22 protein-coding genes and 1 riboswitch are annotated in these 25,011 nt (G+C 41.5%); of the genes, 1 reads left to right on the top strand and 21 read right to left on the bottom strand.

Annotated elements, in window-relative coordinates:
* Positions 1–7 precede the first annotated feature (7 nt).
* The 10 genes from G529_RS0103975 to G529_RS0103930 all read right to left on the bottom strand — a co-directional run bounded on the left by G529_RS0103975 (position 8) and on the right by G529_RS0103930 (position 9,977).
* Positions 8–262 (bottom strand): hypothetical protein, encoded by a 255-nt coding sequence (locus G529_RS0103975; RefSeq protein WP_026914316.1) that lies wholly within the window; start codon positions 260–262, stop codon positions 8–10.
* Positions 262–588 carry a nucleotide pyrophosphohydrolase gene (locus G529_RS0103970; protein ID WP_026914315.1) on the bottom strand — a complete coding sequence of 109 codons (327 nt, stop codon included), beginning with the start codon at positions 586–588 and terminating at the stop codon, positions 262–264. The genes G529_RS0103975 and G529_RS0103970 overlap by 1 nt, the downstream gene beginning before the upstream one ends.
* Positions 554–2,605: a DUF3857 domain-containing protein gene (locus G529_RS0103965; RefSeq protein WP_026914314.1), complete on the bottom strand. Its 2,052-nt coding sequence runs from the start codon at positions 2,603–2,605 to the stop codon at positions 554–556. Before G529_RS0103965 ends, G529_RS0103970 begins: the two co-directional genes overlap by 35 nt.
* Before the next feature lie 2 nt (positions 2,606–2,607).
* Complete coding sequence (locus tag G529_RS15430; protein ID WP_084509733.1) at positions 2,608–4,524, bottom strand: DUF3857 domain-containing protein; 1,917 nt, start codon at positions 4,522–4,524, stop codon at positions 2,608–2,610.
* Between the two features lie 52 nt (positions 4,525–4,576).
* Entirely contained in the window at positions 4,577–5,029 is a 453-nt protein-coding gene (gene dtd / locus G529_RS0103955) for a D-aminoacyl-tRNA deacylase (protein WP_026914313.1), read from the bottom strand.
* Entirely contained in the window at positions 5,029–5,973 is a 945-nt protein-coding gene (gene rsgA, locus G529_RS0103950; RefSeq protein ID WP_026914312.1) for a ribosome small subunit-dependent GTPase A, read from the bottom strand. The genes dtd and rsgA overlap by 1 nt, the downstream gene beginning before the upstream one ends.
* Before the next feature lie 84 nt (positions 5,974–6,057).
* On the bottom strand, positions 6,058–7,140 hold the full coding sequence (locus G529_RS0103945) for a bifunctional 3-deoxy-7-phosphoheptulonate synthase/chorismate mutase type II (RefSeq protein ID WP_026914311.1): 1,083 nt from the start codon (positions 7,138–7,140) through the stop codon (positions 6,058–6,060).
* Complete coding sequence (locus G529_RS0103940) at positions 7,130–8,014, bottom strand: prephenate dehydrogenase (protein WP_026914310.1); 885 nt, start codon at positions 8,012–8,014, stop codon at positions 7,130–7,132. The genes G529_RS0103945 and G529_RS0103940 overlap by 11 nt, the downstream gene beginning before the upstream one ends.
* A complete protein-coding gene (locus tag G529_RS0103935) occupies positions 8,011–9,156 on the bottom strand; it encodes a pyridoxal phosphate-dependent aminotransferase (RefSeq protein WP_026914309.1) in 1,146 nt (381 codons plus the stop codon). Before G529_RS0103935 ends, G529_RS0103940 begins: the two co-directional genes overlap by 4 nt.
* On the bottom strand, positions 9,153–9,977 hold the full coding sequence (locus G529_RS0103930) for a prephenate dehydratase (RefSeq protein WP_026914308.1): 825 nt from the start codon (positions 9,975–9,977) through the stop codon (positions 9,153–9,155). The genes G529_RS0103935 and G529_RS0103930 overlap by 4 nt, the downstream gene beginning before the upstream one ends.
* A 344-nt stretch (positions 9,978–10,321) precedes the next feature.
* Between G529_RS0103930 and gldA the strand changes: the two genes are divergently transcribed.
* Positions 10,322–11,239: a gliding motility-associated ABC transporter ATP-binding subunit GldA gene (gene gldA, locus G529_RS0103925; RefSeq protein ID WP_026914307.1), complete on the top strand. Its 918-nt coding sequence runs from the start codon at positions 10,322–10,324 to the stop codon at positions 11,237–11,239.
* Positions 11,240–12,205: 966 nt separating this feature from the next.
* On the opposite strand, the gene G529_RS0103920 is transcribed toward gldA, so the two are convergent.
* From G529_RS0103920 to G529_RS0103870, 11 genes are all read right to left on the bottom strand, one after another.
* A complete protein-coding gene (locus tag G529_RS0103920) occupies positions 12,206–12,955 on the bottom strand; it encodes a head GIN domain-containing protein (protein WP_026914306.1) in 750 nt (249 codons plus the stop codon).
* Positions 12,952–14,055 (bottom strand): acyloxyacyl hydrolase, encoded by a 1,104-nt coding sequence (locus G529_RS0103915; protein ID WP_026914305.1) that lies wholly within the window; start codon positions 14,053–14,055, stop codon positions 12,952–12,954. The genes G529_RS0103920 and G529_RS0103915 overlap by 4 nt, the downstream gene beginning before the upstream one ends.
* Positions 14,056–14,106: 51 nt before the next feature.
* Positions 14,107–15,063: a methylenetetrahydrofolate reductase [NAD(P)H] gene (metF, locus tag G529_RS0103910; RefSeq protein ID WP_026914304.1), complete on the bottom strand. Its 957-nt coding sequence runs from the start codon at positions 15,061–15,063 to the stop codon at positions 14,107–14,109.
* Between the two features lie 226 nt (positions 15,064–15,289).
* Entirely contained in the window at positions 15,290–18,031 is a 2,742-nt protein-coding gene (gene metH / locus G529_RS0103905) for a methionine synthase (RefSeq protein WP_084509745.1), read from the bottom strand.
* A gap of 50 nt (positions 18,032–18,081) precedes the next feature.
* Positions 18,082–19,110 (bottom strand): homocysteine S-methyltransferase family protein, encoded by a 1,029-nt coding sequence (locus G529_RS0103900; RefSeq protein ID WP_026914302.1) that lies wholly within the window; start codon positions 19,108–19,110, stop codon positions 18,082–18,084.
* A gap of 51 nt (positions 19,111–19,161) precedes the next feature.
* A riboswitch (SAM riboswitch) is annotated at positions 19,162–19,265 on the bottom strand.
* 86 nt (positions 19,266–19,351) lie between these two features.
* Entirely contained in the window at positions 19,352–19,858 is a 507-nt protein-coding gene (locus G529_RS0103895; RefSeq protein ID WP_026914301.1) for a hypothetical protein, read from the bottom strand.
* A complete protein-coding gene (locus tag G529_RS0103890) occupies positions 19,858–20,280 on the bottom strand; it encodes an OsmC family protein (RefSeq protein ID WP_026914300.1) in 423 nt (140 codons plus the stop codon). The genes G529_RS0103895 and G529_RS0103890 overlap by 1 nt, the downstream gene beginning before the upstream one ends.
* Positions 20,281–20,347: 67 nt before the next feature.
* Complete coding sequence (locus tag G529_RS0103885) at positions 20,348–21,412, bottom strand: NAD(P)/FAD-dependent oxidoreductase (RefSeq protein WP_026914299.1); 1,065 nt, start codon at positions 21,410–21,412, stop codon at positions 20,348–20,350.
* A complete protein-coding gene (locus tag G529_RS0103880; protein ID WP_026914298.1) occupies positions 21,405–21,998 on the bottom strand; it encodes a precorrin-2 dehydrogenase/sirohydrochlorin ferrochelatase family protein in 594 nt (197 codons plus the stop codon). The genes G529_RS0103885 and G529_RS0103880 overlap by 8 nt, the downstream gene beginning before the upstream one ends.
* Before the next feature lie 6 nt (positions 21,999–22,004).
* The gene (cobA, locus tag G529_RS0103875; RefSeq protein ID WP_035695436.1) at positions 22,005–22,796 is read right to left on the bottom strand and encodes a uroporphyrinogen-III C-methyltransferase; all 792 of its coding nucleotides are present in this window, start codon (positions 22,794–22,796) and stop codon (positions 22,005–22,007) included.
* Positions 22,789–24,882: a HEPN domain-containing protein gene (locus tag G529_RS0103870; protein WP_026914296.1), complete on the bottom strand. Its 2,094-nt coding sequence runs from the start codon at positions 24,880–24,882 to the stop codon at positions 22,789–22,791. The genes cobA and G529_RS0103870 overlap by 8 nt, the downstream gene beginning before the upstream one ends.
* Between the last annotated feature and the right edge of the window lie 129 nt (positions 24,883–25,011).

Genomic DNA, 25,011 nt, shown 5'->3' with positions numbered 1-25,011 from the left:
TACGAAATTACTCTTTCTTTTCTTTACTGCGAAACTGTCCAAACGACAAAATAAACCCATACAGGAATGAAGCGATCAACTGTCCAATGATAAAACGTGCTAATTTCCCGTTTGCCGTACGCTCCTCGAAGAACCTTGTAAATTCAAAACCGCCGTACTCAAATAGCATCGTGATCACATTATACAGAACGAGGAAGGAAAGTCCAAGCCAGAAAACCGACTTCCAGAATGGACGTTCAGAGATCATTTCTTTAAACTTCATTACTGCAGTTTTTGGTTGTTTTTGTGTCTGTCCTTATCACGCTTTGTCTTAAGGTCCAGCTTTTTATCAAATGCGTCCTGCAAATCAATGCCTGTCTGGTTTGCCAGGCAGAGTACTACGAATACCACATCTGCCAGCTCCTCTCCAAGATCTTTATTTTTATCACTTTCTTTCTCACTTTGCTCGCCATAACGACGGGCGATGATACGTGCAACCTCTCCCACTTCTTCTGTTAGCTGGGCCATATTCGTGAGCTCATTGAAGTATCTCACTCCGTGTTCCTGTATCCAGTTATCTACCGCTTTCTGCGCGTTCTTCAAGTCCATTCGCTGAAATTTTCTTCAAAACTATGCTTTCATTTTGTTTTTTGATAATGTTGTCGTAAAACTTTTGAAGGTATTCATAGTCTGTTGAGGCAAAGATCGTTTGCGCCAGATTCACTTCAGATTCTATTCTAATCACATTATTGCTGTGCTTTACCAGGTATTTAAATTCTCCGGCGGCATCCTTTAATTTTACCATGGCACTTTGTGGCAGCGATTCCACTTCGTACCCTTCAGGAATCAACATATTTACCTGGTGATGTTTTTTCATTGGAAAATCAAAATAAACAGGAAGTGTTCTGGTCTCTGCTTTAAAGGGATTTTCAGAAGTCACATCAAAAAGCATTGGCTTGACATAGATCTTATCCCCGATCACATCCTGACCGCTTTCTGTAGTAAATTCATAGCTGTTCTGAATTACTTCCCCCAGTTGCTCGAAGTTCTCGATGCTTACTTCGGAAATGGAATAATTGCTTAGTGCCGATTCCAAATTTGTCGTGGCATCGCTCAAATTACCATGATTTAATCTGAAGTCTCTAGCGTAAAGAGCATGAAGATTATTAAAATATTTCCCTGAAATTCCGTTTTCTTCCAGCTGTACATTCAGCCTCGTCTTATTTTCTGAAAAGTATAAAGGTTGCAGGTTCACCCATTCTGAAGTACCGTCTTCACGAATCATTCTACCCTGCCAGTTTCTTGCTCTTTTAGGTAATTCTCCGGGAATCGCCAATTGATCACTCGCATCCATCAGGATCATTTTATCGCCGATTTTAGCCGCAGCGATCAAATAATTGAATCCATTCTTTGTTGGAAATAAAGGAATTCCATTACTAACAGTGCTTACCAGGACCGGGTTTGCGTCGATATTGGCATACTTTAGCATAGAGACCAGTAAAAGATTGATATCTCCCGTATTTCCAGCGCCTTCCTCGTAAGATTCCCGAAGCCCATTTTCAGCTACGTAACCCACGTAATCATTCCAGGTCATTTTCTGTTTTACGAAATTAAAGATCTTATGCATTTTTTGCTCCTGGTTGGTAAGAGTGCCAAGCAGAGCATCGATCTCATCATCAAAAAATCGCTGATTTCGCAATTCTGTTTTGAATCCGCTATCATTGTAGATAGACTTGGAAACACCTTCCCAGGTTTGCGAGTAATTATCGATAGGAGAATTTGGAAACTTGGTGAACTTTAATTCCCAGTCCAGAAACGCTGCATAATTATCCATATAATCTACATGACTTTCAGCTTTAAGTGCAGGAATATCTTCCTGGTCGATCTCATAGGTATTCTGCGTATAATCAAGCACGCTGTTACTGGTAGAATGACTAACAACCTTTCCGCCGTAGGAAGAATTTCTTTGATTGTTTGAAAAGGATCTTTTATACGGCTTGGTTCCCTGCTTGATCTTCGCATAAAATGCTGCCTTGGGATTGTTATACACTCCGAAATTTAAATATTCCGGAATGGTCACGCTTACACTTAGTTTATCTATAGGAATTGAATACTGCAAGTTGATACGATCCATCGAAGTCGTGATCTGGTCGCTGATCTTTTTATACTCATATTCGATCACCGTTCCTTCCTTTACAGCAGGCATGGTAAACGTGGTTACGACGCGATATTTACTTGCTTCGTTCTCATAAATATCCTTCCGCTCGAGTTTGGTTTCTGTAATTTTTCCATTTTCAAGGTTATAGCTAACTCCCTTTACTCCAGAAACACTTTCCTCATAACCGCCTTTATAGGCATTTATATGATGCGTTGCCCAGTCAAAACCATCTTTATTGTAGATCTTGATTCTTTCGTGATATTCGGTTACCACAAAAAATCCGGTGTTTTGTTTATAATCATAGTAGGTACGCTGATATTTGTATAAAACGGCAGCGTTCGCATCAGGATCTTTATCATGTTGCTGCTGGGCCACTTCATCTTTTGAAACTTTTCCGAATTTATAATTCTGGGCATAGGTCGTGCAACTCAGGATTAAAAAACTGAGGATTAACAGGTATTTGGTCATGGTTAGGATTTTTTGGATTTGGCGATTACCGCTTTTAGGTTATTCAGGGTATTTACTTTATCTATAAACTGGGTGAAATTCTGGAATTGATCACTTGGCCACTCCCCTTCCTGAATAATGAGCACTCTGTCTACTTCTATGCTATTATCTTCTCCGGAAGCGCTTATGTTTATACTGAATTCCCCAAATTCTGAAGCGATCTCGTCACTTCCAGGTAATGCTTCGATTTCGTAACCAGGCGGAATTTTAAAGCTGAAGTGATCTTTGTAGGTTTTTCCACGTTCGAACACAAAAGGCATGGTTCGCTCCTGCGATGTTTTCTTCATGATGTTCCCCTGCTGAATAAAATTGAGCGGAACCAGCAATCTTTCGCCAGCGGGACTTGCCAGCCTGCTACCGCTAAACTTCAGTTCTTCCTGAAACTGGATAGCAACGCGGTCATCATGGAACTCAATATCTTCAAAGTTTAAATTCTGAAGTCTGCCCCATTCATTTCTATAGTACTTTTTCAGGTCATCTTCGTTTTCTCTCTGGAGTCTGTAGTATTCACCATAAGGCACTCCTTCCGAAGTGCGCGTAAAAACAGCCTCAAAATTTCCATTTACATCCAGCTGAATATCGCAGTCTATCGCCTGTACATTATCTGAAGCCATATATTTTTTTGTACGTACTATTTCTCCACCATCTTCGGAAACTCTAAGCGCATAGCGATCATCTGTAAATTCCCCTATATAATTGAAAGGTGTGGTCTGGCTCGTACACTCCAACCATAGATCTGTACCATCTTCCGCAGGAATATTAAGGATCACATGATTCCCCTGCATAATGGTAAAATCTGGCTCTATATGACGTTTTGATTCGCCTGCATGGATTACGGTGTAATAAGACTCGATCCCCTGACTTTTTAGCAAGGCTTTTGTATAATTTGTTAATCCCTTACAGTCGCCATAACCCAGCCTGTCCACATTCATGGCTGTTTCCGGTTCCCAGCCGCCAATGCCATACTGCACAGAAATATAACGGGTATTCTCCTGAACGTATTGATAAATTAGTCTGGCCTTCTCTTCTATACTACTGGCACCAGCGGTCAAATCCTCCATTTTTTTAATGGTGCTCTCTGGCAGGTGATCATGTTCTGCAACAAGATGATCGTACATCCATTTTCCAAAATGTTTCCAGTCTCTGGTTTCCCCAGCAACGCCTTTCAACTCAAATTTATCGAGGCTAAAAAGTAAGTTGGGCGTTGTATTTCGAAAGGAAGGCTCGAAATCTTCGTGTTTTCGGGCTTTAATATTCTTTAACTTGTAGAGATAATGATTCCCAGTCGAATGATTTTCTATGGCTAGATCTTCAAAATTGTTTTCCTGGAATCTTAGAGCATGCCCATCGGGATTTTCAAGTTCATAGACAGATTCTTCAATACTTACATTATAACCTTCTAAAGGGAACCACTGATTGAGAAATACGGTATCTTCATTTTCAAATTCGCTGGTATAGATCACTGTGTAAGGATAGGTTCGGGCGTTATAATCCAGATAACTAACCCTATTGTCTGCAAATAAAGTTCCGGAGCCAAAAGCACTCACATTAGAAAAGTCCTTTTTCCTGAACTTATCAACTTCATATCCCATAGCGTCAAGGATGATGGCCTGTTGTTTTTCTATACCCTGGCCTACATCATGATGCTGGAAGGCATCTATGAAGTATTCACCATTCTCATTGAAAACAGTGACTATCCGCGTAGTATATACTACAACTTTATCTATGTCTTCAACAACGAGTTTTGTATGCATCTTGCGAACGACCGCATCTGCATTTTCCAATAATTCCGGGGAAATTTTTAAAATAGAATATTCTTGCTGGGAATACATGAATGACATGCAGACCAGCAGCAAAAAAGTGATGATTCTTTTGCGCATTAAGCTGAAAATAGGTTAGTTCAGTCCGCAATATATAAAAAATTAACTCTTTTTAACGCTTTTCTTTCGAATCGATGATAATTGTTACAGGACCATCATTGAGCAGGGATACTTTCATATCTCCTCCAAAAACTCCTACCCCAACGCTTTTACCAAATTCCTTTTCGAAGGACTTTACAAAATCCTGGTATAATGGTTCGGCGATATCAGGTTTGGCAGCATTTATAAAACTGGGCCTGTTTCCTTTTTTTGTACTGGCGTGTAGGGTAAACTGACTTACAACAATAGCATCTCCATCCACCGTTTTGAGAGACTCATTCATTTTGCCCTCATCATCCCCAAAAATTCTCATATTGATGATCTTACGGCATAGCCAGTCAATATCTTCCTGGGTATCTTCTCCCTCTACACCAAGAAGGATTAATAAACCTTCACGCATGACAGCGCATACTTTATGATCTACTGTGACCGAGGCTTCTGATACTCGTTGAATTACTGCTCGCATTATTTCTGGTATTGATCTACTCTATAGTTTTCATCTTCACCTTCCATGATCTGCAAATAACTTTTGTACCGCGACCAGGCAATCTCACCTTCTTCCAGGGCATCTTTCACCGCACATTTTGGCTCGTTGAGATGCAAACAATTATGAAACTTGCAATCTTGTTTTAGCTGGAAAAATTCAGGAAAATAATCGCCTATTTCTTCCTTCTCCATATCCACTACCCCAAAACCTTTGATTCCTGGAGTATCGATGATCCTTGCATCGAATTGAAGGTCAAACATTTCAGCGAAAGTCGTGGTATGCTGGCCCTGACTGTGCTGCCTGCTAATTTCTGAAGTTTTAAGATCGAGAGTTGGCTCGATTGCATTGATAAGGGTGGATTTTCCAGTACCGCTATGACCCGAAATCATACTGATTTTTCCAATCATTTTTTCCTTTACCTTATCTACGTTCTTGCCTTCTTTCGCTGAAATCCCAATACATTCATAGCCGGCGCTTCGGTAGAGTTCAGCCAGATATCTCACCTCTGCAAGTTCCTCGATACTATAGGTATCTACTTTATTAAATAATAGAATTGCAGTAATATCGTAGGCTTCCGCAGTTACCAGAAAGCGGTCTATAAATGTGGTTAATGTAGGCGGATTGTTAAGGGTGATCAACAGAAAAACCTGATCCACATTCGAGGCAATAATATGTGTTTGCTTACTAAGATTAACCGACTTCCGGATAATATAGTTTTCCCGCTCAATGATCTTCTTGATCACTCCTGTTTCTTCATCTCCATCTTCCACATCAAAACCTACCACATCACCAACGGCTACCGGGTTCGTACTTTTAATTCCCTGTATCCGGAACTTTCCTTTGATACGGCATTCATAAAATTTGCCGTTTTCGGCTTTTACCTGATACCAGCTCCCGGTAGACTTGTAAACAACACCCTGCATTAAGCTAAACTATTCATATCTAACAATTTCTTTAGGCAAATTTAGGCATTAATTTATGAAGCTACCGGGTAGCGTGATATCATCTTAAGCATCAAGGATTTTTTGCTGGTGGTTGATGGACTCCTGGTGAATGGCTTTGAATAATCTTAAAACGAATTCTTCACTCAGGCCTTTATCTTCACCTTCCAGTACCATTTTCCCAAGGATCTCGTTCCATCTTTTAGTTTGCAGAATGGCTACGTTCTGGTCTTTCTTTACCTGTCCTATTTCTTCGGAAATTTTCATACGCTTGGACAAAATCTCTAGAATCTGACTATCGGTAATATCAATCTTGGAACGCAAAGCCGTTAGTTTATTCTGAAAATCCTGGCTTGCGGAAATCTCTTTTCTCACCTTTAGATCTTCCATCATCTGTATTAAGGCAGCAGGCGTAATTTGCTGAGCCGCATCACTCCATGCTTTGTCTGGAGTATGGTGAGTTTCCACCATGATCCCGTCATAATTAAGATCTAAAGCGGTCTGGCAAAGATCGAAGATGATATCTCTTCTTCCTGCGATATGCGAAGGATCCAGGATCAAAGGAAGATCTGGAAATTTATTCTGTAATTCAATAGGAATCTGCCACTCCGGGTTGTTACGGTATTTTGTCTTTTCGTAAGCAGAGAATCCACGATGTATTACCCCAAGATTGTTAATATCAGCGGTATGTAAACGCTCTACAGCTCCAAGCCATAAAGACAGATCTGGATTCACAGGATTCTTGACCAGCACGATCTTATCTGTTCCTTTTAAAGCATCTGCGATCTCCTGTACGATAAAGGGAGAAACTGTAGTTCGGGCTCCAATCCAGAGAATATCAACATCATGTTTTAATGCAAGGTCCACATGGTTTGGGTTTGCAACTTCAGTCGTTGTTAACATTCCGGTTTCTTCTTTCGCCTTCTGAAGCCACTTCAATCCCAAGGCTCCAACCCCTTCAAAATTTCCTGGGCGCGTTCTTGGTTTCCAGATTCCTGCACGTAAAACAGTGGCGTCACTGTCTTTTAACTGGTGAGCGATCGTTAGTACCTGCTCTTCGGTTTCTGCACTGCACGGGCCGGCAATCACCAATGGGTGAGAAAGGTTGAAATTGTCTAACCAGCCTCTGAGTTCTTTTTTATTTTCCATTCTCCTCTAATTTTAATTCTTCGTTCTTATTTATTCCGTTTAATACTTCTTTAATATGATTGGTTCGATCCATTTCCTGGTATAGTTGATCGAAGTTGTCTTCCTGCATCAATTTTCTGAAATTCTGAAGATTCAGAATATACTCATCCAGCGTTTCCAGGACATTTTTTTTATTCTGGTTAAATATAGGCGTCCACATCGCCGGAGAACTTTTCGCGAGTCGTACCGTAGAAGCGAAACCACTACCGGCAAGATCAAATATATCCCGCTCGTTCTTTTCCTTTTCCAGCACGGTCTTCCCCAGCATAAAAGAGCTGATATGCGATAGGTGAGAAACATACGCTATGTGCCTGTCGTGTGACCGGGCATCCATATAACGTATCCTCATCCCTATCTTCTGAAATACCTCCAGTGCTTTTTCCTGAAGCTTAAAAGCCGTTTTTTCTACTTCACAGATGATATTGGTCTTATTTCTGAACAATCCGTGAATCGCAGCCTGTGGTCCAGAAAACTCAGTTCCGGCAATGGGGTGAGCAGCCAGAAAATTTCTTCTTTTCCTGTGATTCTCCACTACCCTGCAGATATTTTCTTTGGTGGAACCTGCATCTATCACCACGCAATCATCTTTTACGCTGTTTAGAATTTCTGGAAGCACCTGAATGCTCGCATCAACTGGAATAGCAAGATACACCAGGTCGGCTTCATCAATAGCCTCCATGGAAGACATGCTGTCAATAAAACCCAATTCCAGCGCCTGCTTGAGGTGATCCTCATTTCCATCTATTCCGGCAATTTCAATTCCTGGCATGCTCTCTTTCAGATCAAGTGCAAAACTGCCGCCAATCAATCCAACTCCCACTATATATACTTTCATGATCTAATTCTTTTTAAAGCTTCATCGATCATTTCTTCCGTAGCACAAAGAGAAAAACGAACATAATTCCTGCCCTGTTCCCCAAAGATAAAACCAGGTGTCACGAACAGATCTTTTTGATATAATAATTCATCTACCAGGCTTTCTGCACTTTGACCGGCAGGTGCTTTCGCCCAGATAAAAAGTCCTGATTGCCCTGGTGCCGCCTTACAATTCAAGGCTTCTACCAGTTCCATCACCTTCTTTTTTCTGGAGGTGTAAATTTTATTCAAATTTACAAACCATTCCTCTTCGAGCTGAAGCGCCTGTACTGCACCAGCCTGTAAAGGATAGAACATCCCGCTATCCATATTGGATTTTACTTTTAGAACTGCTTCGATATTTTTTGCGCTTCCGGCGAGCATTCCAACTCTCCAGCCAGCCATATTGAAACTCTTGCTGAGCGAATTGAGCTCCATCACATATTCACTCCTTTTATCGGTATTAAGAATACTCAATGGTTCTGCATTCTGAATAAAACTATAGGGATTATCATTGACTACAAGAATTTTGTGTTTTTCAGCAAATGCGGTCAGTTTTTCAAACATACCTATGGTCGCGCTGGTACCGGTAGGCATATGCGGATAATTCACCCACATGATTTTTACATTCTCAAGTCCCTGTTGCTCCAAAGCTTCCAGATCTGGCAACCAGTTTTGCGACTCATCCAGCTCATACTTACGAACTTTGGCCTGTAATAATCCTGAAACTGAAGTATAGGTAGGATAACCTGGATCCGGAACCAGTATTATGTCTCCTTTATTAACAAAGGCCATAGAAATATGCATAATTCCTTCCTTACTTCCCATAAGCGGAAGGATTTCATTTTCAGCATCAAGCTCTACATTAAAAAAACGAGCATAAAAGCCGGTCATGGCATTTCTTAAGGCGGGTATGCCTTTATAGGGCTGGTATTGATGCGCTTTGGAATGATCGAGTCCATTTTGCATCGCATCTACAACCTGCTGTGGTGGCGCAAGGTCCGGACTTCCAATTCCAAGATTAATCACCGGTTGTCCCTGTTCCCGCAAAGCTGCTACTTCCCTTAGTTTTTTGGAAAAATAATATTCCTGTATGCTTTCCAGTCTTTTTGCTGTCTTCATGACAATCTGCTTTTGTAAATTCCTAAAATATTAAGGTCTTCGGTCATTAACTTTAATACGTCCATCGCACGATCAAAATCATCTCTTTTCTCAAAGATCACATCTATAAAAAATGAATATTTCCATGGTTCATCTATAATGGGCAAAGACTGTATTTTCGTTAGATCTAAATAAGAATCCCGTAGAATATTAAGGACTGAAACCAGGCTTCCTCGATCACTCTTCAAATCAAATTTCAGGGATGCTTTATCCAGAATTTCACCATTCGGTTTTGGTTCTTTTGTTCCCAGAACCAGGAATCTCGTGGTGTTGGATTTGATGGTATGAATGCCTGAAGCCATGATTTCGAGACCATACATATTCGCCGCAGCAGCACTTGCTACCGCTGCAACTTTCAGTTTCTCTTCCGAAGCTATTCTTCGGGCTGCCTCGGCCGTATCTGCTTCTTCGATCAACTTAATGTGCGGATGTTTTTTAAAAAATTCCTTACACTGCAATAAGGCCATGGGATGAGAATACACTTTCTTGATATCCTGGATTTTCTGACCCTTTACCGCCATCAGATTCATGTGTACCGGGGTGTAGTGTTCACCAATGACTTTAAGCTTGTATTCGTTGATCAAAGCATAATTGGGAAGAATTGAACCAGCGATACTGTTCTCGATCGCCATCACTGCCTCGGTAGTTTCACCGGAAGCCAGCGCTATAGAAAGATCCTGAAATGACATATGTTGCGCCACAGCAGTTCGCTCTCCAAAATAATCCATCACCACGAGGTGATGAAATGACCCTTTAATACCCTGAATTCCGACTTTTCTCATTTTTTTCCAAAAAAAAAGTCCCGATCTAAGATCGAGACTTTTATATAATTTTAGCTTACTTAATCATATAGCATTCCCGATTCTATTCCTGGTATAGAAATAAAAATAATAGAATGCGTTCCAGTTAATTAAGCTTGTCATTTACAATAATTATGAATTACTAAATTAGTACTAATATTCAAGACTCAAAATTAAACCTGCTTCAAATTGGAACTTTTCCCATATTCTGAAAATTGATGTGAAAAATTTACAGAATACGATTTAATACTAGAAAATTGACTATTAACATTGAAAGATAATCAGTCAGTTCTCTGAAGATTTATTCCTAATTTTGGTCACTATCTATGTCTATATACGTAAAGAACATCTCAAAAAGCTTTGGAAATCAGCAGGCGCTGGATAATATAAGCTTTGAAATTGGCCGCGGGGAGATTGTTGGGTTTCTTGGACCCAATGGTGCAGGAAAATCCACCTTGATGAAAATCCTTACCGGCTATCTTTCTGCAGATCACGGGGAAGCCAGGATCAATGATTTCACACTGGAGAAACAGCTGGCAGATCTACAGCATAGTATTGGATTTCTGCCGGAGCACAATCCTTTGTATACTGAAATGTATGTTCGGGAATATTTGCAGTTCCAGGCATCCATATTTTCTGCAGGGAAAAAAAGGATCGAAGAAGTTATCAAACTTACGGGGCTTACGCCTGAAGCGAATAAAAGAATAGAACAATTATCGAAAGGATACCGGCAACGTGTTGGTCTTGCGGCTGCACTGCTGCATGATCCGGAGGTTTTGATCCTCGATGAACCAACTACGGGACTCGATCCTAATCAATTGATTGAGATAAGATCCCTGATTAGTTCTATTGGTAAAGATGGCCAGGATGGTAAGCAGGGAAAAACGGTATTTCTTTCTACTCATATCATGCGTGAGGTGGAAGCGATCTGTGATAGGGTGATCATCATCAACAAAGGAAAGGTTGTTGCCGATAAATACCTCAAAGATCTTCGGAATGAGAAAGAACAGGTGATCTTTGTGGAATTCGATTACCGCATTGAAGAAGTTGCCCTCCAAAAGATTCCCGGAATGATCTCTGCAAAGAATACGGGCGGTTTTACTTATGAGCTGGTATTCGACTCCAAAAAAGATATGCGTCCGGCTGTATTTGATTTCGCTCATGATAACGGACTCAAAACGTTACAGCTTAATCAAAAGACCAAAAACCTGGAAACTCTTTTTGCTGAACTTACTCAGAAATAAATTGACTGGAGCATAGCTTTTAAAACCATTAATACAGCTTCAACTCTATACCTGTTCAAGAATTCTTCACGTTAGGGACTGCAGCGGCATCCTTTTAACACGAGGCTGAGCCAGCCGAAGCTTTGTGTTAAAAGATACAGCGGAAAGCCCGGCCCGAAGGGAAACGCCCAAAACTGAAAGATTCTCATAAAATTGTCTCTTCTGAAATTATTCGGAAAATGCTCGTTAATATCTAAACTATATTGAATCAGAATTCTTCGCGTTAGGGATTGCAGCGGCATCCTTTTAACATGAAGCTGAGCCTGCCGAAGCTTCGGGTTCAAAGATACAGCGGAAAGCCCGGCCCGAAGGGAAACGCCCAGATCATAACAATTCTCAAAAAATTGTCTCTTCTGAAATTCTTCGGAAAATGCTCGCTAATATCTAAACTATATTGATTTGGAATTCTTCGCGTTACGGATTGCAGCGGCATCCTTTTAACACGAAGCTGAGCCTGCCAAAGTTTGGGGTTAAAAGATACAGCGGAAACCCCGGCCCGAAGGAAAACGCCCAGATCTTAATTCCTGAATCATTCAAAAACTGTCTCTTCTGAAATTATTCGGAAAATGCTCGTTAATATCTAAACTATATTGATTTGGAATTCTTCGCGTTAGGGATTGCAGCGGCATCCTTTTAACACGAGGCTGAGCCTGCCGAACTTTCGGTTTAAAAGATACAGCGGAAAGCCCGGCCCGAAGGGAAACGCCCAGATTTTAAAGATGCCCGAATTATTCAAAAGATTTGGCTTCTGAAATTAACCGGAAAATGCTCGCTAATATCTAAACTATATTGATTTAGAATTCTTCGCGTTAGGGATTGCAGCGGCATCCTTTTAGCACGAGGCTGAGCCTGCCGAAGCTTCGGGTTAAAAGATAGAGCGGAAAGCCCGGCCCGAAGGGAAACGCCCAAATTTTAAAAATTCCTGAATTATTCAAAAATAAGCCTTCCTTCAAAATGCTCGGTCACACTGACCTCTGGCGGCCGATTTACCGAAATGATATCCCCGTAGCTGAACAAATCGGCCTTTAGAGATTGCTGCGGATTGATAATTAACTTATTCGTCCCGCGGTGCAACAGGTCATAATGCTGTACAATAAGATCTCTCGCTTCCAGCCGCGAGTCGCCGGCAGCAAAGAATCCGTCGAAAGTTTCCACCTTTCCGGTAAGAAAGAAATGCGAGTAATTATCGCTGGTGATCCGGAAGTTCTGTACCTCCAGATCCAGTTTGAAATCACCATTGGTATAGACTTCTATATCCTTATCCTGGTTTTCTGAAACCAGCCACAGCTCATCAAGTCGCAGCGTTCCTACGCTCTCGATCATCAAATTTCCGGCATGTCTTATGTAAGTGAGATCGGGTATGGTAACGTAAACCTTTGTAATATTAAAATCGCGAACAAAGTTGCAATCGTTCTCATTTCGTAACACTAACTGACCGTCGATCACCTGGGCTGAAACTTCGTTTCTTAGATTTTCACCGGTTTCCACAACCACTTTTTGCTGTTCCCCCTGTTCAATAAACAATTTGATCTTGTCATAAACCAGGATCTCATCAAAGCTTTCCAGTACTATTTCTTCTGAAGTGATCGCGCCTGCTTTCTGGAAACAGTCATTAGCATCCTCAGAATCACAACTTAAGAGAACTATTCCGAAGAATAAGAATATCAGTTTTTTCATAATCTGTAACCTATTGAAAATTCAACCGCCTCGGCATTCGCGCCGTGGGATCTCACGGTGACCGAAGCAAACCAGTCGTCTGAAAAATCACGCTGTAAACCCATGCGGTTATACACTCGATCCACATAATCATCGTAAGGATAATAGGCATAAAAACCGAGATGCGTGATCAGGGACATCTTATTGAAGGTAAGTTTATGACCTAGAAATAATCCCACTCGTTTCGCATCTTCATCGCCAGACGTTCCTTTCTGCGGAAATGCCACAGACTGGTACCTGATAAATTCTTCCAGGGATCTTGAGAAAAATAACTCTGCTCCTCCCTGTAATGTGCTTTTACGATTCAGCACCTTATCTGCATACGCTGAAAGTGTTAAGAACGGTAATCTGGGTGAGCCAATGACGCCTGAAGTATTTACACCACTTCGCAAGACAAAATTGTAATGAAATGGCTCGGTGTATTTCACTTCTTCACCTCTTGGAATGTAGTTTGGATGTTCCTTATGGTCCAGCAGGTAGTTTACTCCAACATTGAATGTAAAAGTGTTGGTACTATGATTTGGGGAGCCCATGTCTGCATTGGAATAATGAATGATCGTGACTCCTGCATTTAACCCAAGGCCACCCACGATCTTTTCCTTATGAATATTTCCCATAAGATAAGTAGAACTCAAAAATCGGGTTCCGTAAGCGTTGTTCTGGTAATTGGTATCAGCATCGTAAGGATTGGTAGCATAGGCAACTCCCTGGCCTATTCGAAACATGAGTAGTCGCTGCAGGAAATAGAAGCTAAAATGACCATAAAGAGCATAATTTTCTCCCAGGTATTGATTTTTCATATCCTGATAAATAAAGGAATATCCAAAATCCGGATAATTATAGCGACTCTCCCATTTTTCGAGTCCGTAGGTTTTACGGTTCACACTCAGCAAAAAACCTTCCTGGTGCTCATCGATCAAATGTGCAATATCAGGATTATGCTCGAGGATGCTTCCGTAGAAATAACTGGCATCGAATGAGTAATATTTTTCAGGTTTTTCCTCCTGTGCCAGTAAGAACAGGCTGAAAAACATAAGCAGAGCGGGGAGGATTCTTTTCATACGCAGACAAATCTAACATATTTACGAATATAATTCCGCCAGAGTTTGACCTTAGAAAACAGCTTCCGCAATTTGCCTGATATTGGTGCTTTTTCCCATGGAATAATAATGCAAAACCGGTGCGCCACCTTTAATAAGCTCCTTGCTTTGCTGTATACACCACTCTACACCAACCTGTCTTACCTGCTGGTTATTTTCACATTTTTCGACTTCATGAATTAAAGCTTCAGGTAGATCCACATGAAATCTATGCGGTAGCAAACTCAATTGTTTTTTAGTTGCCAAAGGTTTCAATCCCGGGATAATTGGCACATTGATCCCCTGATCCCTGCATTTATCCACGAACTCGAAATAACGCTGGTTATTAAAAAACATCTGGGTTACCACATATGAAGCACCGGCGTCTACTTTTTGTTTTAAGCGCCGAACATCAGAATCTATACTTGGAGCCTCCATATGTTTTTCGGGATAACCGGCAACACCAATACAAAAGTCGGTATTATGACCTTTTTCGATCACCTCATCCAGATATTTACCTTCATTCATATCCCTGATCTGCTCCACCAGTTCACTGGCAAACTGGTGACCGTTCGCTTCAGGCTTAAAATAGGTTTCGCTTTTTACCGCATCCCCTCGAAGTGCCACCACATTTTTGATTCCCAGGAAATCCAGGTCGATCAAAAAGTTCTCGGTGTCTTCTCTGGTAAAACCTCCACAAAGAATATGAGGCACCGCATCCACTCCGTATTTGCTTTGGATCGCAGCACAGATGCCAACCGTCCCTGGACGTTTTCTAACGATCTTTTTTTCCAGGAGTCCGTTTTCACGCTCCGAAAACACGTATTCTTCCCGGTGATACGTCACGTCAATAAACGGTGGATTAAATTCCATCAAAGGATCAATATTCTCATAGATCGAATGAATATTAAATCCTTTTAAAGGCGGCAGGATTTCGAAAGAAAAAACGGTCTCTCCACTGCTCTTTTCCAGATGTTCGGTAATCTTCATGATATTGGTAATTATTTCAATTTGCGCGTTGCCCTACGGGCCGGGCTTTTCGCTGAATCTTTTATCACAAAGCTTCGACAGGCTCAGCTCGGTGCTAAAAGGATACCGCTGCAATCCCTAACGCAGATTTTTCAATTCAAAATTTTAAGTTCCTGGACTATTTCAGTAACCAGGGAAACTATAGTCTTTTTTTATGGTTTATCTCGCAGCATCTCCAGAGTCCTTGTTACTCTGCGATGTTTGGATTCAGCCATTTTTCAGCTTTATGATAATCAATTTCCTTTCTTGTCGCATAATCCTTAACCTGGTCTTCCTTGATCTTACCCAGACCAAAATATCTGGCTTCAGGATTAGCAAAATAATATCCGCTTACGCTTGCGGCGGGCCACATTGCCAGACTTTCGGTAAGCTCGACCCCAATTCTTTCCTTCACCTGAAGGATCTCCCAAATGCTCAATTTTTCCAGGTGATCCGGGCAGGCAGGATATCCAGGCGCTGGCCGGATTCCTTTATACTCTTCTTTGATCAAAGCCTCATTGCTAAGGTTTTCAGCAGCAGCATAACCCCAGTCTTCCGTCCTTACCTTTTGATGAAGGTACTCCGCGAAAGCTTCGGCCAGCCTGTCTGCCAGTGCTTTGATCATGATCGAATTGTAGTCGTCATGTTGCGCTTCGAATTGCTGTGCTAATTCCTGGGTTCCAAATCCCGTAGTCACACAAAAACAACCTATATAATCCTGAACTCCACTTTCTTCCGGCGCTATAAAATCTGCCAATGCGAAATTGGGCTGATTCCCGTGCTTTTTAAGTTGTTGACGAAGTGTTCTGAAAGTCGCAGTTTTCTTTTCCTGATTTTCAGAGAATTTTACTTGAATATCGTCGTCTTCAACCGTATTTGCTTCAAACAAACCAAAAACCGCCCTGGCTTTCAGCAGCTTTTCTTCCAGAATACGTTTCAAAAGGATCTGCGCATCATCGAATAAACTCTGCGCCTGCTCGCCGACTAGTTCATCATTCAGAATATCAGGATAACGGCCATGTAAATCCCAGCTTCTAAAAAACGGGCTCCAATCTATATACTCGACCAACTTTTGCAAATCAAAATCTTCCATGACCTGTATACCCGGTTTCGCTGGTTTGCTGATCTCGGCATTCTGCCAGTCGATCTGAAATTTATTTTTTCGGGCTTCCTCTATACTTAGAAAAGATTTGACCTTACTCCGTTTCTTAAAATTAAGGCGGAATGTATCATAGTCGGTTTTAAGATCGGTTTTGTACTGTTCTTTTGTACTCGCCTTCAGTAATTGTCCAACAACCGTCACCGCCCGGGAAGCGTCATTTACATGCGCCACGGCATTCTTATATTGCGGATCTATTTTGACTGCGGTATGTGCTTTGGAAGTTGTTGCGCCACCTATTAACAAGGGCACAGAAAAATGCTGGCGTTCCATTTCCTTTGCCAGGAACACCATTTCATCCAGCGACGGAGTAATGAGTCCGCTAAGTCCAATCACATCTACCTTCTCTTTTTTAGCAGTTTCGATGATCTTTTCCGGAGGTACCATCACACCAAGATCTATGATCTCGTAATTATTACATCCCAGAACCACCGCCACGATATTTTTCCCAATATCATGTACATCACCTTTTACCGTGGCCATTAAAACCTTTCCAGCCGATTGTCTTTTATTAGATTTATCGGCTTCGATATAAGGAAGCAGATGTGCGACCGCTTTTTTCATTACGCGGGCAGATTTTACTACCTGCGGCAGGAACATTTTACCACTTCCGAAGAGATCACCCACTACGTTCATCCCGATCATTAAAGGACCTTCGATCACATCCAGAGGTTTTTCAGCTTCAATACGGGCTTGCTCAATATCTTCCAAAATATAGGCATCGAGACCTTTTACAAGTGCGTGCGTAATTCTTTCCTGCAGAGGTTTTTCACGCCAGGATAGATCTACTTTATTTTCCTTTTTTCGTCCAACAACATTTTCGGCAAAATCCAGTAAACGCTCGGTAGCATCTTCCCGACGATCTAAAATCACGTCTTCTACATGTTCCAATAGATCTTTCGGGATCTCATCATATACTTCCAGCATGGATGGGTTTACGATGCCAATGTTCATACCCGCTTTGATCGCATGATATAAAAAAACGGAATGCATGGCTTCCCGCACAGGATTATTTCCGCGGAAGGAGAATGAGACATTACTCACTCCACCACTTACGCTACAGAAGGGCAGATTTTCTTTGACCCAGCGAGTACCTTCAATAAAGTCGATCGCATTTCTTTTGTGCTCATCCATTCCTGTCCCCACAGGAAAGATGTTAAGATCAAAGATGATATCTTCGGGTGGGAATTTTACTATATTCACCAGAATATCGTAGGAGCGCCTGGCAATCTCGATTCTGCGCTCAAAATTATCGGCCTGTCCCACTTCATCAAAAGCCATGACGATCACGGCAGCACCATATCGCCTGATCTTTTTTGCATGAGCGATGAACTCTTCCTCACCCTCTTTCAGGCTAATGGAATTCACTACACATTTCCCCTGAACCAGCTGAAGTCCGGCTTCTATAATTTCCCATTTGGAGCTATCAATCATAATAGGAACACGGGAAATATCAGGCTCAGCCACAATGAGATTCAGGAATTTCACCATCGCTTCTTTACCATCGATTAGACCATCATCCATATTTACATCAATGATCTGGGCGCCGTTTTCTACCTGTTCCCGGGCAATCTCAAGAGCCTCCTCGAACTTCTCTTCCTTAATAAGTCGCAGGAATTTCCTGGAACCGGCAACATTGGTACGCTCTCCTACATTTATAAAATTGCTATCTGGTGTGATCACCAAAGGTTCCAAACCGGAAAGTTTTAGGAGTCGGCCCTCTCCCCGCCTTCCCTCTGTGGAGGAGTCTATATTACTTGAAGTTATGCTTCCTGTATTCATATTATCCATTTTCGTCATCCTGAACTTTTTCCAGGGTTTCAGTCATGTTATTTATCCAATTATAGAGTTGCTGAAACACGTTTGGTAAAACGATTCCTATTTAAAGTACGTGGTTTGTATTTTCCAGCGATTTCAGCAATTGCTTTGATATGCTTTGGAGTGGTTCCGCAGCAGCCGCCAAGAATATTAACGAGACCCTTTTCCAGGTATTCTTCAATTTGAGCGGCCATTTCCCGGGCATCCTGATCGTATTCTCCAAAAGCATTCGGCAAGCCGGCATTAGGATAAGCGGAAACACCAGAGTTTGCATAGCGGTTAAGAACTTCCAGGTGCGGAGTCAGTTGTTTTGCACCCAATGCACAGTTAAAACCAACGCTTAACAAAGGAATATGAGACACTGATATTAAAAAAGCTTCTGCAGTCTGTCCGGAAAGGGTTCTTCCGGAGGCATCGGTAATCGTCCCGCTTACCATGATCGGAATATCAAGATTCAGTTCTTCCTTTAATTCTTCGATCGCAAAAAGTGCTGCTTTCGCATTCAAGGTATCAAAAACAGTTTCCACGAGTAAAATATCTGCTCCACCCTCAACTAGGGCTTGTGCCTGCTGTTTGTAAGCTTTCCGAAGTTCATCAAAGGAAATGGCGCGATAACCAGGATCGTTCACATCTGGACTCATACTCGCCGTTTTATTGGTAGGACCAATCGCTCCTGCCACGAATCTTGGTTTTGATGGATCTTCCGCAGTAACCTGCTCTGCTACCCCTTTCGCAATTCTGGCAGATTCGAAATTGAGCTCGTAAACAAGATCCTCCATTTGATAATCTGCCATGGCGATTCTAGTTCCTGAGAAGGTATTGGTTTCTACAATATCTGCTCCGGCATCAAAATATTTACGATGGATGGTAGCAATCGCTTCAGGTTGGGTAAGGGAAAGAAGATCATTATTACCTTTCAGGGAAACAGGCCACTCGGCGAAACGTTTTCCACGGAAATCCTCTTCAGAAAATTGATATTCCTGAAGCATGGTGCCCATAGCACCGTCTAAGATTAATATTTTTTGAGAAAGTAATTCTTCTAATTTCGACATGATTATTCAAATAATACGATATCAAAAAAAGAAGACTGGAAAGAATTCTGATTGTTATCTATCCGGGACTGAACCAGGTAGAATGTAGCACCTTCTCCAAAGGAGGGTTGCTAAGGTTTCACAGGGTCTAATCCCTCAACCTTTCTTGATAACGAATGTTAGTAAACAATGAACTTACGAGACAAATATAGGGTTCAGCCACTAAAAACCAAGGCTTTTAGCAAAAAAAATAATCTGATTATTAAAAGGAAAAATTTCCGCTTTGCTGAACCTTCAGTAAATTATTTGCACTCAATTCCTTCAGAAATGACTTAAATTCTTCCTTCATTTCCTTGTTGAAAAGAATAATTTCAAGATCCCTCTTTTCTCCAGATCGATCTGTAAAGTATAAGTGGTTCTTATTTCCGTAGATCGTGTGTTTCCAAAAACTTGCATATCCTACATAGTCGAAACCAAGATCCTGTAATTCGGAAATATTATAGGTCTTCAACCCATTCTCTTTTTTAATAATAATCTCATCGCGAGTTATCTTTAGATAGCCTAGATGCTTTGGTTTTAGAAAGCTTTGCCCTAGGGCGATAAACATGCAGATAACATACACCACATGTGCGGAATGTAACAGCCAGGGATTTTCCGGTTTCCAAACATAGGCGATCACACCGCTACCCAGCAATAATATGGCTACCAGAATACGGACGTTCCAGGAGGGATCCCAGGTTTTTACAATTTTCGTTTCGAACGAATTCACTAAAGGATTTTTTCAGAATTAAGGCTTACACTATAAGATATCTCCGCAGCTTTTTCCAGCATTTTCGAAACTGAACAATATTTGTCCATCGATAATTTTACTGCCCGCGCCACTTTTGCTGCTGGAATGTCACCCTTTAGAATAAAATCGAGATGGATCTTTTTAAATACATTGGGAATGGCGCCATCTTCACGATAACCATCCACCTCAACCTGAAGATCTTCCAGTTCGTGATTCTGCTTTCTAAGGATCATTACTATATCTATACTGCTACAACCTGCAATTCCTCTAAGCAGAAGATCCATGGGACTTGCTCCTTTTGGTTCCGCATCAGATTTGTTATCGAGTAAAACTATGTTTCCACGCTCATTTACCGTCTCGAACAGGTAATTCTCGTTGATTCTATTTAAGCTGATCTTCATTTTTACAAATTTTCAATAAAGATAGGAATTCTCGCACTTTTAAATGCAGGTCATGATTCGCTGATGGTTAAACGCTAATACTTTTAACCACTTCTCGTTTTGCTTCTTTCTTTGTCCCGTCGAAACCTTCCACCCCGCCAACAGTCGTATACTTCATCACATACTTTTTATCAGGATTAATTCGAGTGTAAGCACTCTGGCACATAATAGCCGCTTCATGAAAGCCAGACAAAATCAATTTTAGTTTCCCTTTATAGGTATTTACATCACCAATTGCATAGACTCCTGGTAAGTTAGTCTGGTAATCATAAGAATTATCTACTTTGATCGCATTCTTCTCGATCTCCAGTCCCCAATTTCCAATTGGTCCTAGTTTAGGCGATAAACCAAATAGTGGAATGAATTCATCCACTTCCCTGAATTCTTCTCCACGCGCTTTATCTTTATGCCGAATGACCACCTGATGAAGTCCAATTTCGCCTTTCAAACCTACCACTTCTGCATTGGTGATCATTTCGATTTTACCAAGTTTAGCCAGTTCTGAAACTCTTTCTACAGAATCAAGCGCACCACGAAATTCCTCTCTTCTGTGTACCAGTGCAACTTCTGAAGCAACATGTGCCAGGTAAATAGCCCAGTCTAAAGCGGAGTCACCGCCACCGGCAATTACTACTTTTCGATCGCGATATACTTCAGGATCCTTGATAAAATAGGAAACTCCCTTATCCTCAAAATCTGCAATATTGGGAATTGGTGGTTTTCGCGGCTCAAAAGAACCGAGTCCGCCCGCAATCACCACAACAGGTGCATGATGCTGAGTTCCTTTGTTCGTGGTGACGATAAAAGTCCCATCATCAAGCTTTTCTAGGGTTTCCGCTCGCTCTCCAAGAGTAAAGCCTGGCTCGAAAGGTTTGATTTGCGCCATTAAATTTTGAACCAGATCACCAGCGAGGATCTCCGGAAAGGCTGGAATATCGTAGATAGGTTTTTTGGGATAGATCTCAGAACACTGTCCGCCAGGTTGGGGCAGCGCATCAATTAAATGCGTTTTCATCTTTAATAATCCCGCTTCGAAGACGGTAAACAATCCTGTGGGTCCTGCTCCAATGATCAGGATATCTGTTTTAATCATTTTTCTCTTTTTTATAAATTAAAGACTCGGTAATACTATTCATTTGGTCCACTTTGGCTTCAAAATCACCTTTAAGGGATTTTCGGTATTCATTCAAATTCTCCACCATTTCATTTACATTTTCCGGAATCACTTCTTCAAAAAACTGTCGTAAACGCTTTGCAGTCGTGGGTGATTTGCCATTTGTTGATATGGCAATTTTCACATGCCCCTTATTTACAATCCCGCCCATATAGAAATCGCAGAGTTCTGGTGTATCTGCGATATTTGCCAGCAAAAATCTCTTTTTAGCGTCTTTATACACTCTTTTATTCAGTTTTGTATCGTTCGTTGCAGCGATTACGAAATGTCTTTTTTTTAGGTACTTTCTTTTATACCTGGCCTTGGTCAACTTAGCACCGTGTTTCTTCGCCAGTTCTTCAGTTTCCGGTAAAAACCATTTTGCGACCACCTCGACCTTCGCATGAGGACTGGATTTGAAAAGAAAGTGAAGCTTTTCATGACCTACATTGCCACCTCCAACAACCAGGATATTTAGCTGATTGACTTTTAAAAAAACCGGGTATAGTTCGTTTCTTTCTTCCATTCTAATCTAAGCAGCTCCAATATTTACGAATTCCTTTTGCTTCGGAAGACTTTTCACATTCTTAAATACATTCTGTAAGGCACTGGCTTCCTTGACCACCTCGCCAATCACGATGATCGCCGGTGCTCCCAGTTTTTTTTCTGAAACTATCTTTTCAATAGTTCTCATAGTCCCAAATCCGGAATTTTCATTTACAGTAGTGCCATTCTGAATAATTCCTACAGGCACATCCTGCTTTCCACAACCGCTGAAGATCTCTACTATCTCCTTCAGTTTCCCCATTCCCATCAGGATTACGACGGTTGCCGTAGATTGTGCGGCCAATTGCACATCATTAGATAAACTCTTTTGAGATGTGGTTCCTGTAATTACCCAGAAACTTTCCGAAGTGCCTCTCTGCGTTAGCGGAATTCCGACATTTGCCGGTACTGCTATGGAAGAGGTAATTCCTGAAACAACCGCAGTTTCCAGTCCATATTTTCTCGCATAATTGATCTCTTCAGAACCCCTCCCAAAAATGAATGGATCTCCTCCTTTTAGTCTTACCACATGACCTTGCTCAGTAGCATATTTCACGATGAGTTCATTGATCTCCTCCTGAGCAAATCTGTGTTTATCCTTCCGTTTCCCTACAAAAACATGTTTTGCCTGCGGGGCATACTTCAGTAGTTCTCTATTGATCAAAGCATCGTACAGAATCACCTTGGCCGATTTTAAAGCTTTTAATGCCTTTAATGTGATTAATTCCGGATCTCCGGGACCTGCGCCTACTAAGGTTAGTTTTGCTGAATTAAACATTTTGCACCTCCTTTGTTCTATAAACATCCACTCTATTCAGAAATAACTGCGCATCCTCCAGATACTTTCTGGCAAAGTTCGCGCTGGGTTCATGCTGGTTTAACTGGTAAGCAAATTCTTTGAAAGTAGTTGCCAGATCGATCTTGCCGGTTTCTATGAAAAGTTCATCAAATTGCGCAATGATCCCGGCCTGGGTATTCGTTTTGATATCTTCAGCCAACAGCAGGGCTTTTGCAGAGTTGACAATTGAAGTATAGGCATGATAAATACTGTCTGCCCAATCCTTCCTTTCCAGGGCAGCTTTTGCATTATCGATCTTCTCTTCACTTTCAAACAACAAAGTGGCAATAAGATCGATGACGACCCCGGCGCATTCCCCTACTCCTACAGCCTTGATATATGGAGTTTCATGACCCCAATCCACAAACTCATTTTCAGAAATATTGGAAGTGTCTGCAAGATCTTTCAGCAAATCATAGAAATAGGTTTTTTCCTGACGATCATAATATGCTACAAATTTTTCCCCGGCTTCAGAATTTGCTTCGTAATCGTTCAAGATCAGTCTCAATGCTTCCGGGCCTCGTTTGCTGGGAACTTTTACAAGTTTGTCTGCAAATCTACCCTGACCATTGCCAAGCGTTCCACCACCAAGTAACACCTGAAGTGCCGGTGCAACCGTTTTTCCGACCTTTATAGACATTCCCTGGAAACCAATTTCAGCCATATTATGCTGTCCACAGGCGTTCATACAACCACTTATTTTGATGGTGATATCCTTACCATTAGTAAATTGCGGGTATTCCTCTTTGAGAACATCTTCCAGCACATCGGCGATTCCGGTGCTACTGGCAATACCAAGATTACAGGTATCGGTCCCCGGGCAGGCAGTAATGTCTACAGTTTTATTGTACCCAACTTCAGCGTACCCAAGTTTTTTAAGTTCAGTATAAAAAAATGGGATGAGTTCCTGCCGGACGTGACGAATCAAAATATCCTGTCTTAAAGTCAATCGCAACTCGTTACCTGCATATTTTTTTACCAGGTCGGCAAGCTGCCTCGTACCACCAGTATAGAAATCACCAAGTGGGACACGAATACCAATAGCAAACAAACCCTCCTGCTTTTGTGCAAAAACGTTGGTATTTCTCCAGTTTTCAAAATGATTTTCATCTTCAATTTCTACGGAAGGAACTTCAACCTGCTGTAATGGTGGAGCTGCTTCGAATCTTTCAATTTCAAATTCAGGAATTTGCTTTGAAAGTGCGGTTTTTTGCTCCTCGACGAGTTCCATAAAAGCTTCTTTTCCTATGTCCTTCAGCAGAAATTTCATCCTGGCTTTAAGACGTTTGGCACGTTCACCATGTCGATCAAATACGCGGAGCACGCCCTCGATAAGTGGAATAATCTCTTCCGCAGGAACAAAATCATAAAGCTCGTCTGCATGCCTCGGCTGGGAACCGAGTCCGCCTCCAAGCATCACTTTAAAACCACGTTTTCCATCCTTCAGTTTAGCGATAAAACCAAGATCATGTATATAACTAAGGGCAGTATCTTCATCTGAAGAAGAAAAGGACATCTTAAACTTCCTACCCATTTCCTGGCAAACAGGATTCCGAAGAAAAAACTGAAATGCAGCATGTGCATAAGGTGAAACATCGAAAGGCTCATTGGGATCTATCCCAGCGGTTGGTGATGCAGTGATGTTTCTTACCGTATTTCCGCAGGCTTCTCTAAGGGTGACATCATCCTTTTCCAGTTGTGCCCAAAGCTCGGGAGTGCGGTCCAGGCTTACGTAGTGAATCTGGATATCCTGCCTGGTGGTGATATGCAATCGGCCCCTGGAATATTCGTCGGAAACATCAGCAATTCGATGCAATTGCTCTGAAGTTACCTTTCCAAATGGCAGTTTTATACGAACCATTTGAACTCCCGACTGTCGCTGTCCATAAACTCCGCGTGCCAGACGCAGGCTGCGAAATTTCTCTTCATCTGCTTTTCCTTCTCGAAAAAGCCTGATCTTTTTTTCTAAATCCAGGATATCTTTTTCGACAACGGGATTTTCGATTTCGGTTCTAAAACTTTGCATGATCTTGATTATTTAAATGAAAAAAGTCCTTGTAAGAATGACACTTAAAAGGACTTTTTATAATTCAGTTTATAAAACGGACTCCTAAGTGTGAGGCGAATGGCACATACACATATTTGATAGATTATT

The organism is Christiangramia portivictoriae DSM 23547 (genome assembly GCF_000423045.1).
In the GTDB taxonomy this organism is placed as follows: domain Bacteria; phylum Bacteroidota; class Bacteroidia; order Flavobacteriales; family Flavobacteriaceae; genus Christiangramia; species Christiangramia portivictoriae.
The sequence above is the reverse complement of the archived record's forward strand: the minus strand, read 5'-3'. Positions and strand labels throughout refer to the sequence as shown.

What these genes read in the sequence shown, in the direction of transcription:
- G529_RS0103975 (WP_026914316.1), bottom strand. Translation starts at nt 262, where the DNA reads ATGAAGTTTAAAGAAATGATCTCTGAACGTCCATTCTGGAAGTCGGTT.
- G529_RS0103970 (WP_026914315.1), bottom strand. Translation starts at nt 588, where the DNA reads ATGGACTTGAAGAACGCGCAGAAAGCGGTAGATAACTGGATACAGGAA.
- G529_RS0103965 (WP_026914314.1), bottom strand. Translation starts at nt 2,605, where the DNA reads ATGACCAAATACCTGTTAATCCTCAGTTTTTTAATCCTGAGTTGCACG.
- G529_RS15430 (WP_084509733.1), bottom strand. Translation starts at nt 4,524, where the DNA reads ATGCGCAAAAGAATCATCACTTTTTTGCTGCTGGTCTGCATGTCATTC.
- dtd (WP_026914313.1), bottom strand. Translation starts at nt 5,029, where the DNA reads ATGCGAGCAGTAATTCAACGAGTATCAGAAGCCTCGGTCACAGTAGAT.
- rsgA (WP_026914312.1), bottom strand. Translation starts at nt 5,973, where the DNA reads ATGCAGGGTGTTGTTTACAAGTCTACCGGGAGCTGGTATCAGGTAAAA.
- G529_RS0103945 (WP_026914311.1), bottom strand. Translation starts at nt 7,140, where the DNA reads ATGGAAAATAAAAAAGAACTCAGAGGCTGGTTAGACAATTTCAACCTT.
- G529_RS0103940 (WP_026914310.1), bottom strand. Translation starts at nt 8,014, where the DNA reads ATGAAAGTATATATAGTGGGAGTTGGATTGATTGGCGGCAGTTTTGCA.
- G529_RS0103935 (WP_026914309.1), bottom strand. Translation starts at nt 9,156, where the DNA reads ATGAAGACAGCAAAAAGACTGGAAAGCATACAGGAATATTATTTTTCC.
- G529_RS0103930 (WP_026914308.1), bottom strand. Translation starts at nt 9,977, where the DNA reads ATGAGAAAAGTCGGAATTCAGGGTATTAAAGGGTCATTTCATCACCTC.
- gldA (WP_026914307.1), top strand. Translation starts at nt 10,322, where the DNA reads ATGTCTATATACGTAAAGAACATCTCAAAAAGCTTTGGAAATCAGCAG.
- G529_RS0103920 (WP_026914306.1), bottom strand. Translation starts at nt 12,955, where the DNA reads ATGAAAAAACTGATATTCTTATTCTTCGGAATAGTTCTCTTAAGTTGT.
- G529_RS0103915 (WP_026914305.1), bottom strand. Translation starts at nt 14,055, where the DNA reads ATGAAAAGAATCCTCCCCGCTCTGCTTATGTTTTTCAGCCTGTTCTTA.
- metF (WP_026914304.1), bottom strand. Translation starts at nt 15,063, where the DNA reads ATGAAGATTACCGAACATCTGGAAAAGAGCAGTGGAGAGACCGTTTTT.
- metH (WP_084509745.1), bottom strand. Translation starts at nt 18,031, where the DNA reads ATGGATAATATGAATACAGGAAGCATAACTTCAAGTAATATAGACTCC.
- G529_RS0103900 (WP_026914302.1), bottom strand. Translation starts at nt 19,110, where the DNA reads ATGTCGAAATTAGAAGAATTACTTTCTCAAAAAATATTAATCTTAGAC.
- G529_RS0103890 (WP_026914300.1), bottom strand. Translation starts at nt 20,280, where the DNA reads ATGAAGATCAGCTTAAATAGAATCAACGAGAATTACCTGTTCGAGACG.
- G529_RS0103885 (WP_026914299.1), bottom strand. Translation starts at nt 21,412, where the DNA reads ATGATTAAAACAGATATCCTGATCATTGGAGCAGGACCCACAGGATTG.
- G529_RS0103880 (WP_026914298.1), bottom strand. Translation starts at nt 21,998, where the DNA reads ATGGAAGAAAGAAACGAACTATACCCGGTTTTTTTAAAAGTCAATCAG.
- cobA (WP_035695436.1), bottom strand. Translation starts at nt 22,796, where the DNA reads ATGTTTAATTCAGCAAAACTAACCTTAGTAGGCGCAGGTCCCGGAGAT.
- G529_RS0103870 (WP_026914296.1), bottom strand. Translation starts at nt 24,882, where the DNA reads ATGCAAAGTTTTAGAACCGAAATCGAAAATCCCGTTGTCGAAAAAGAT.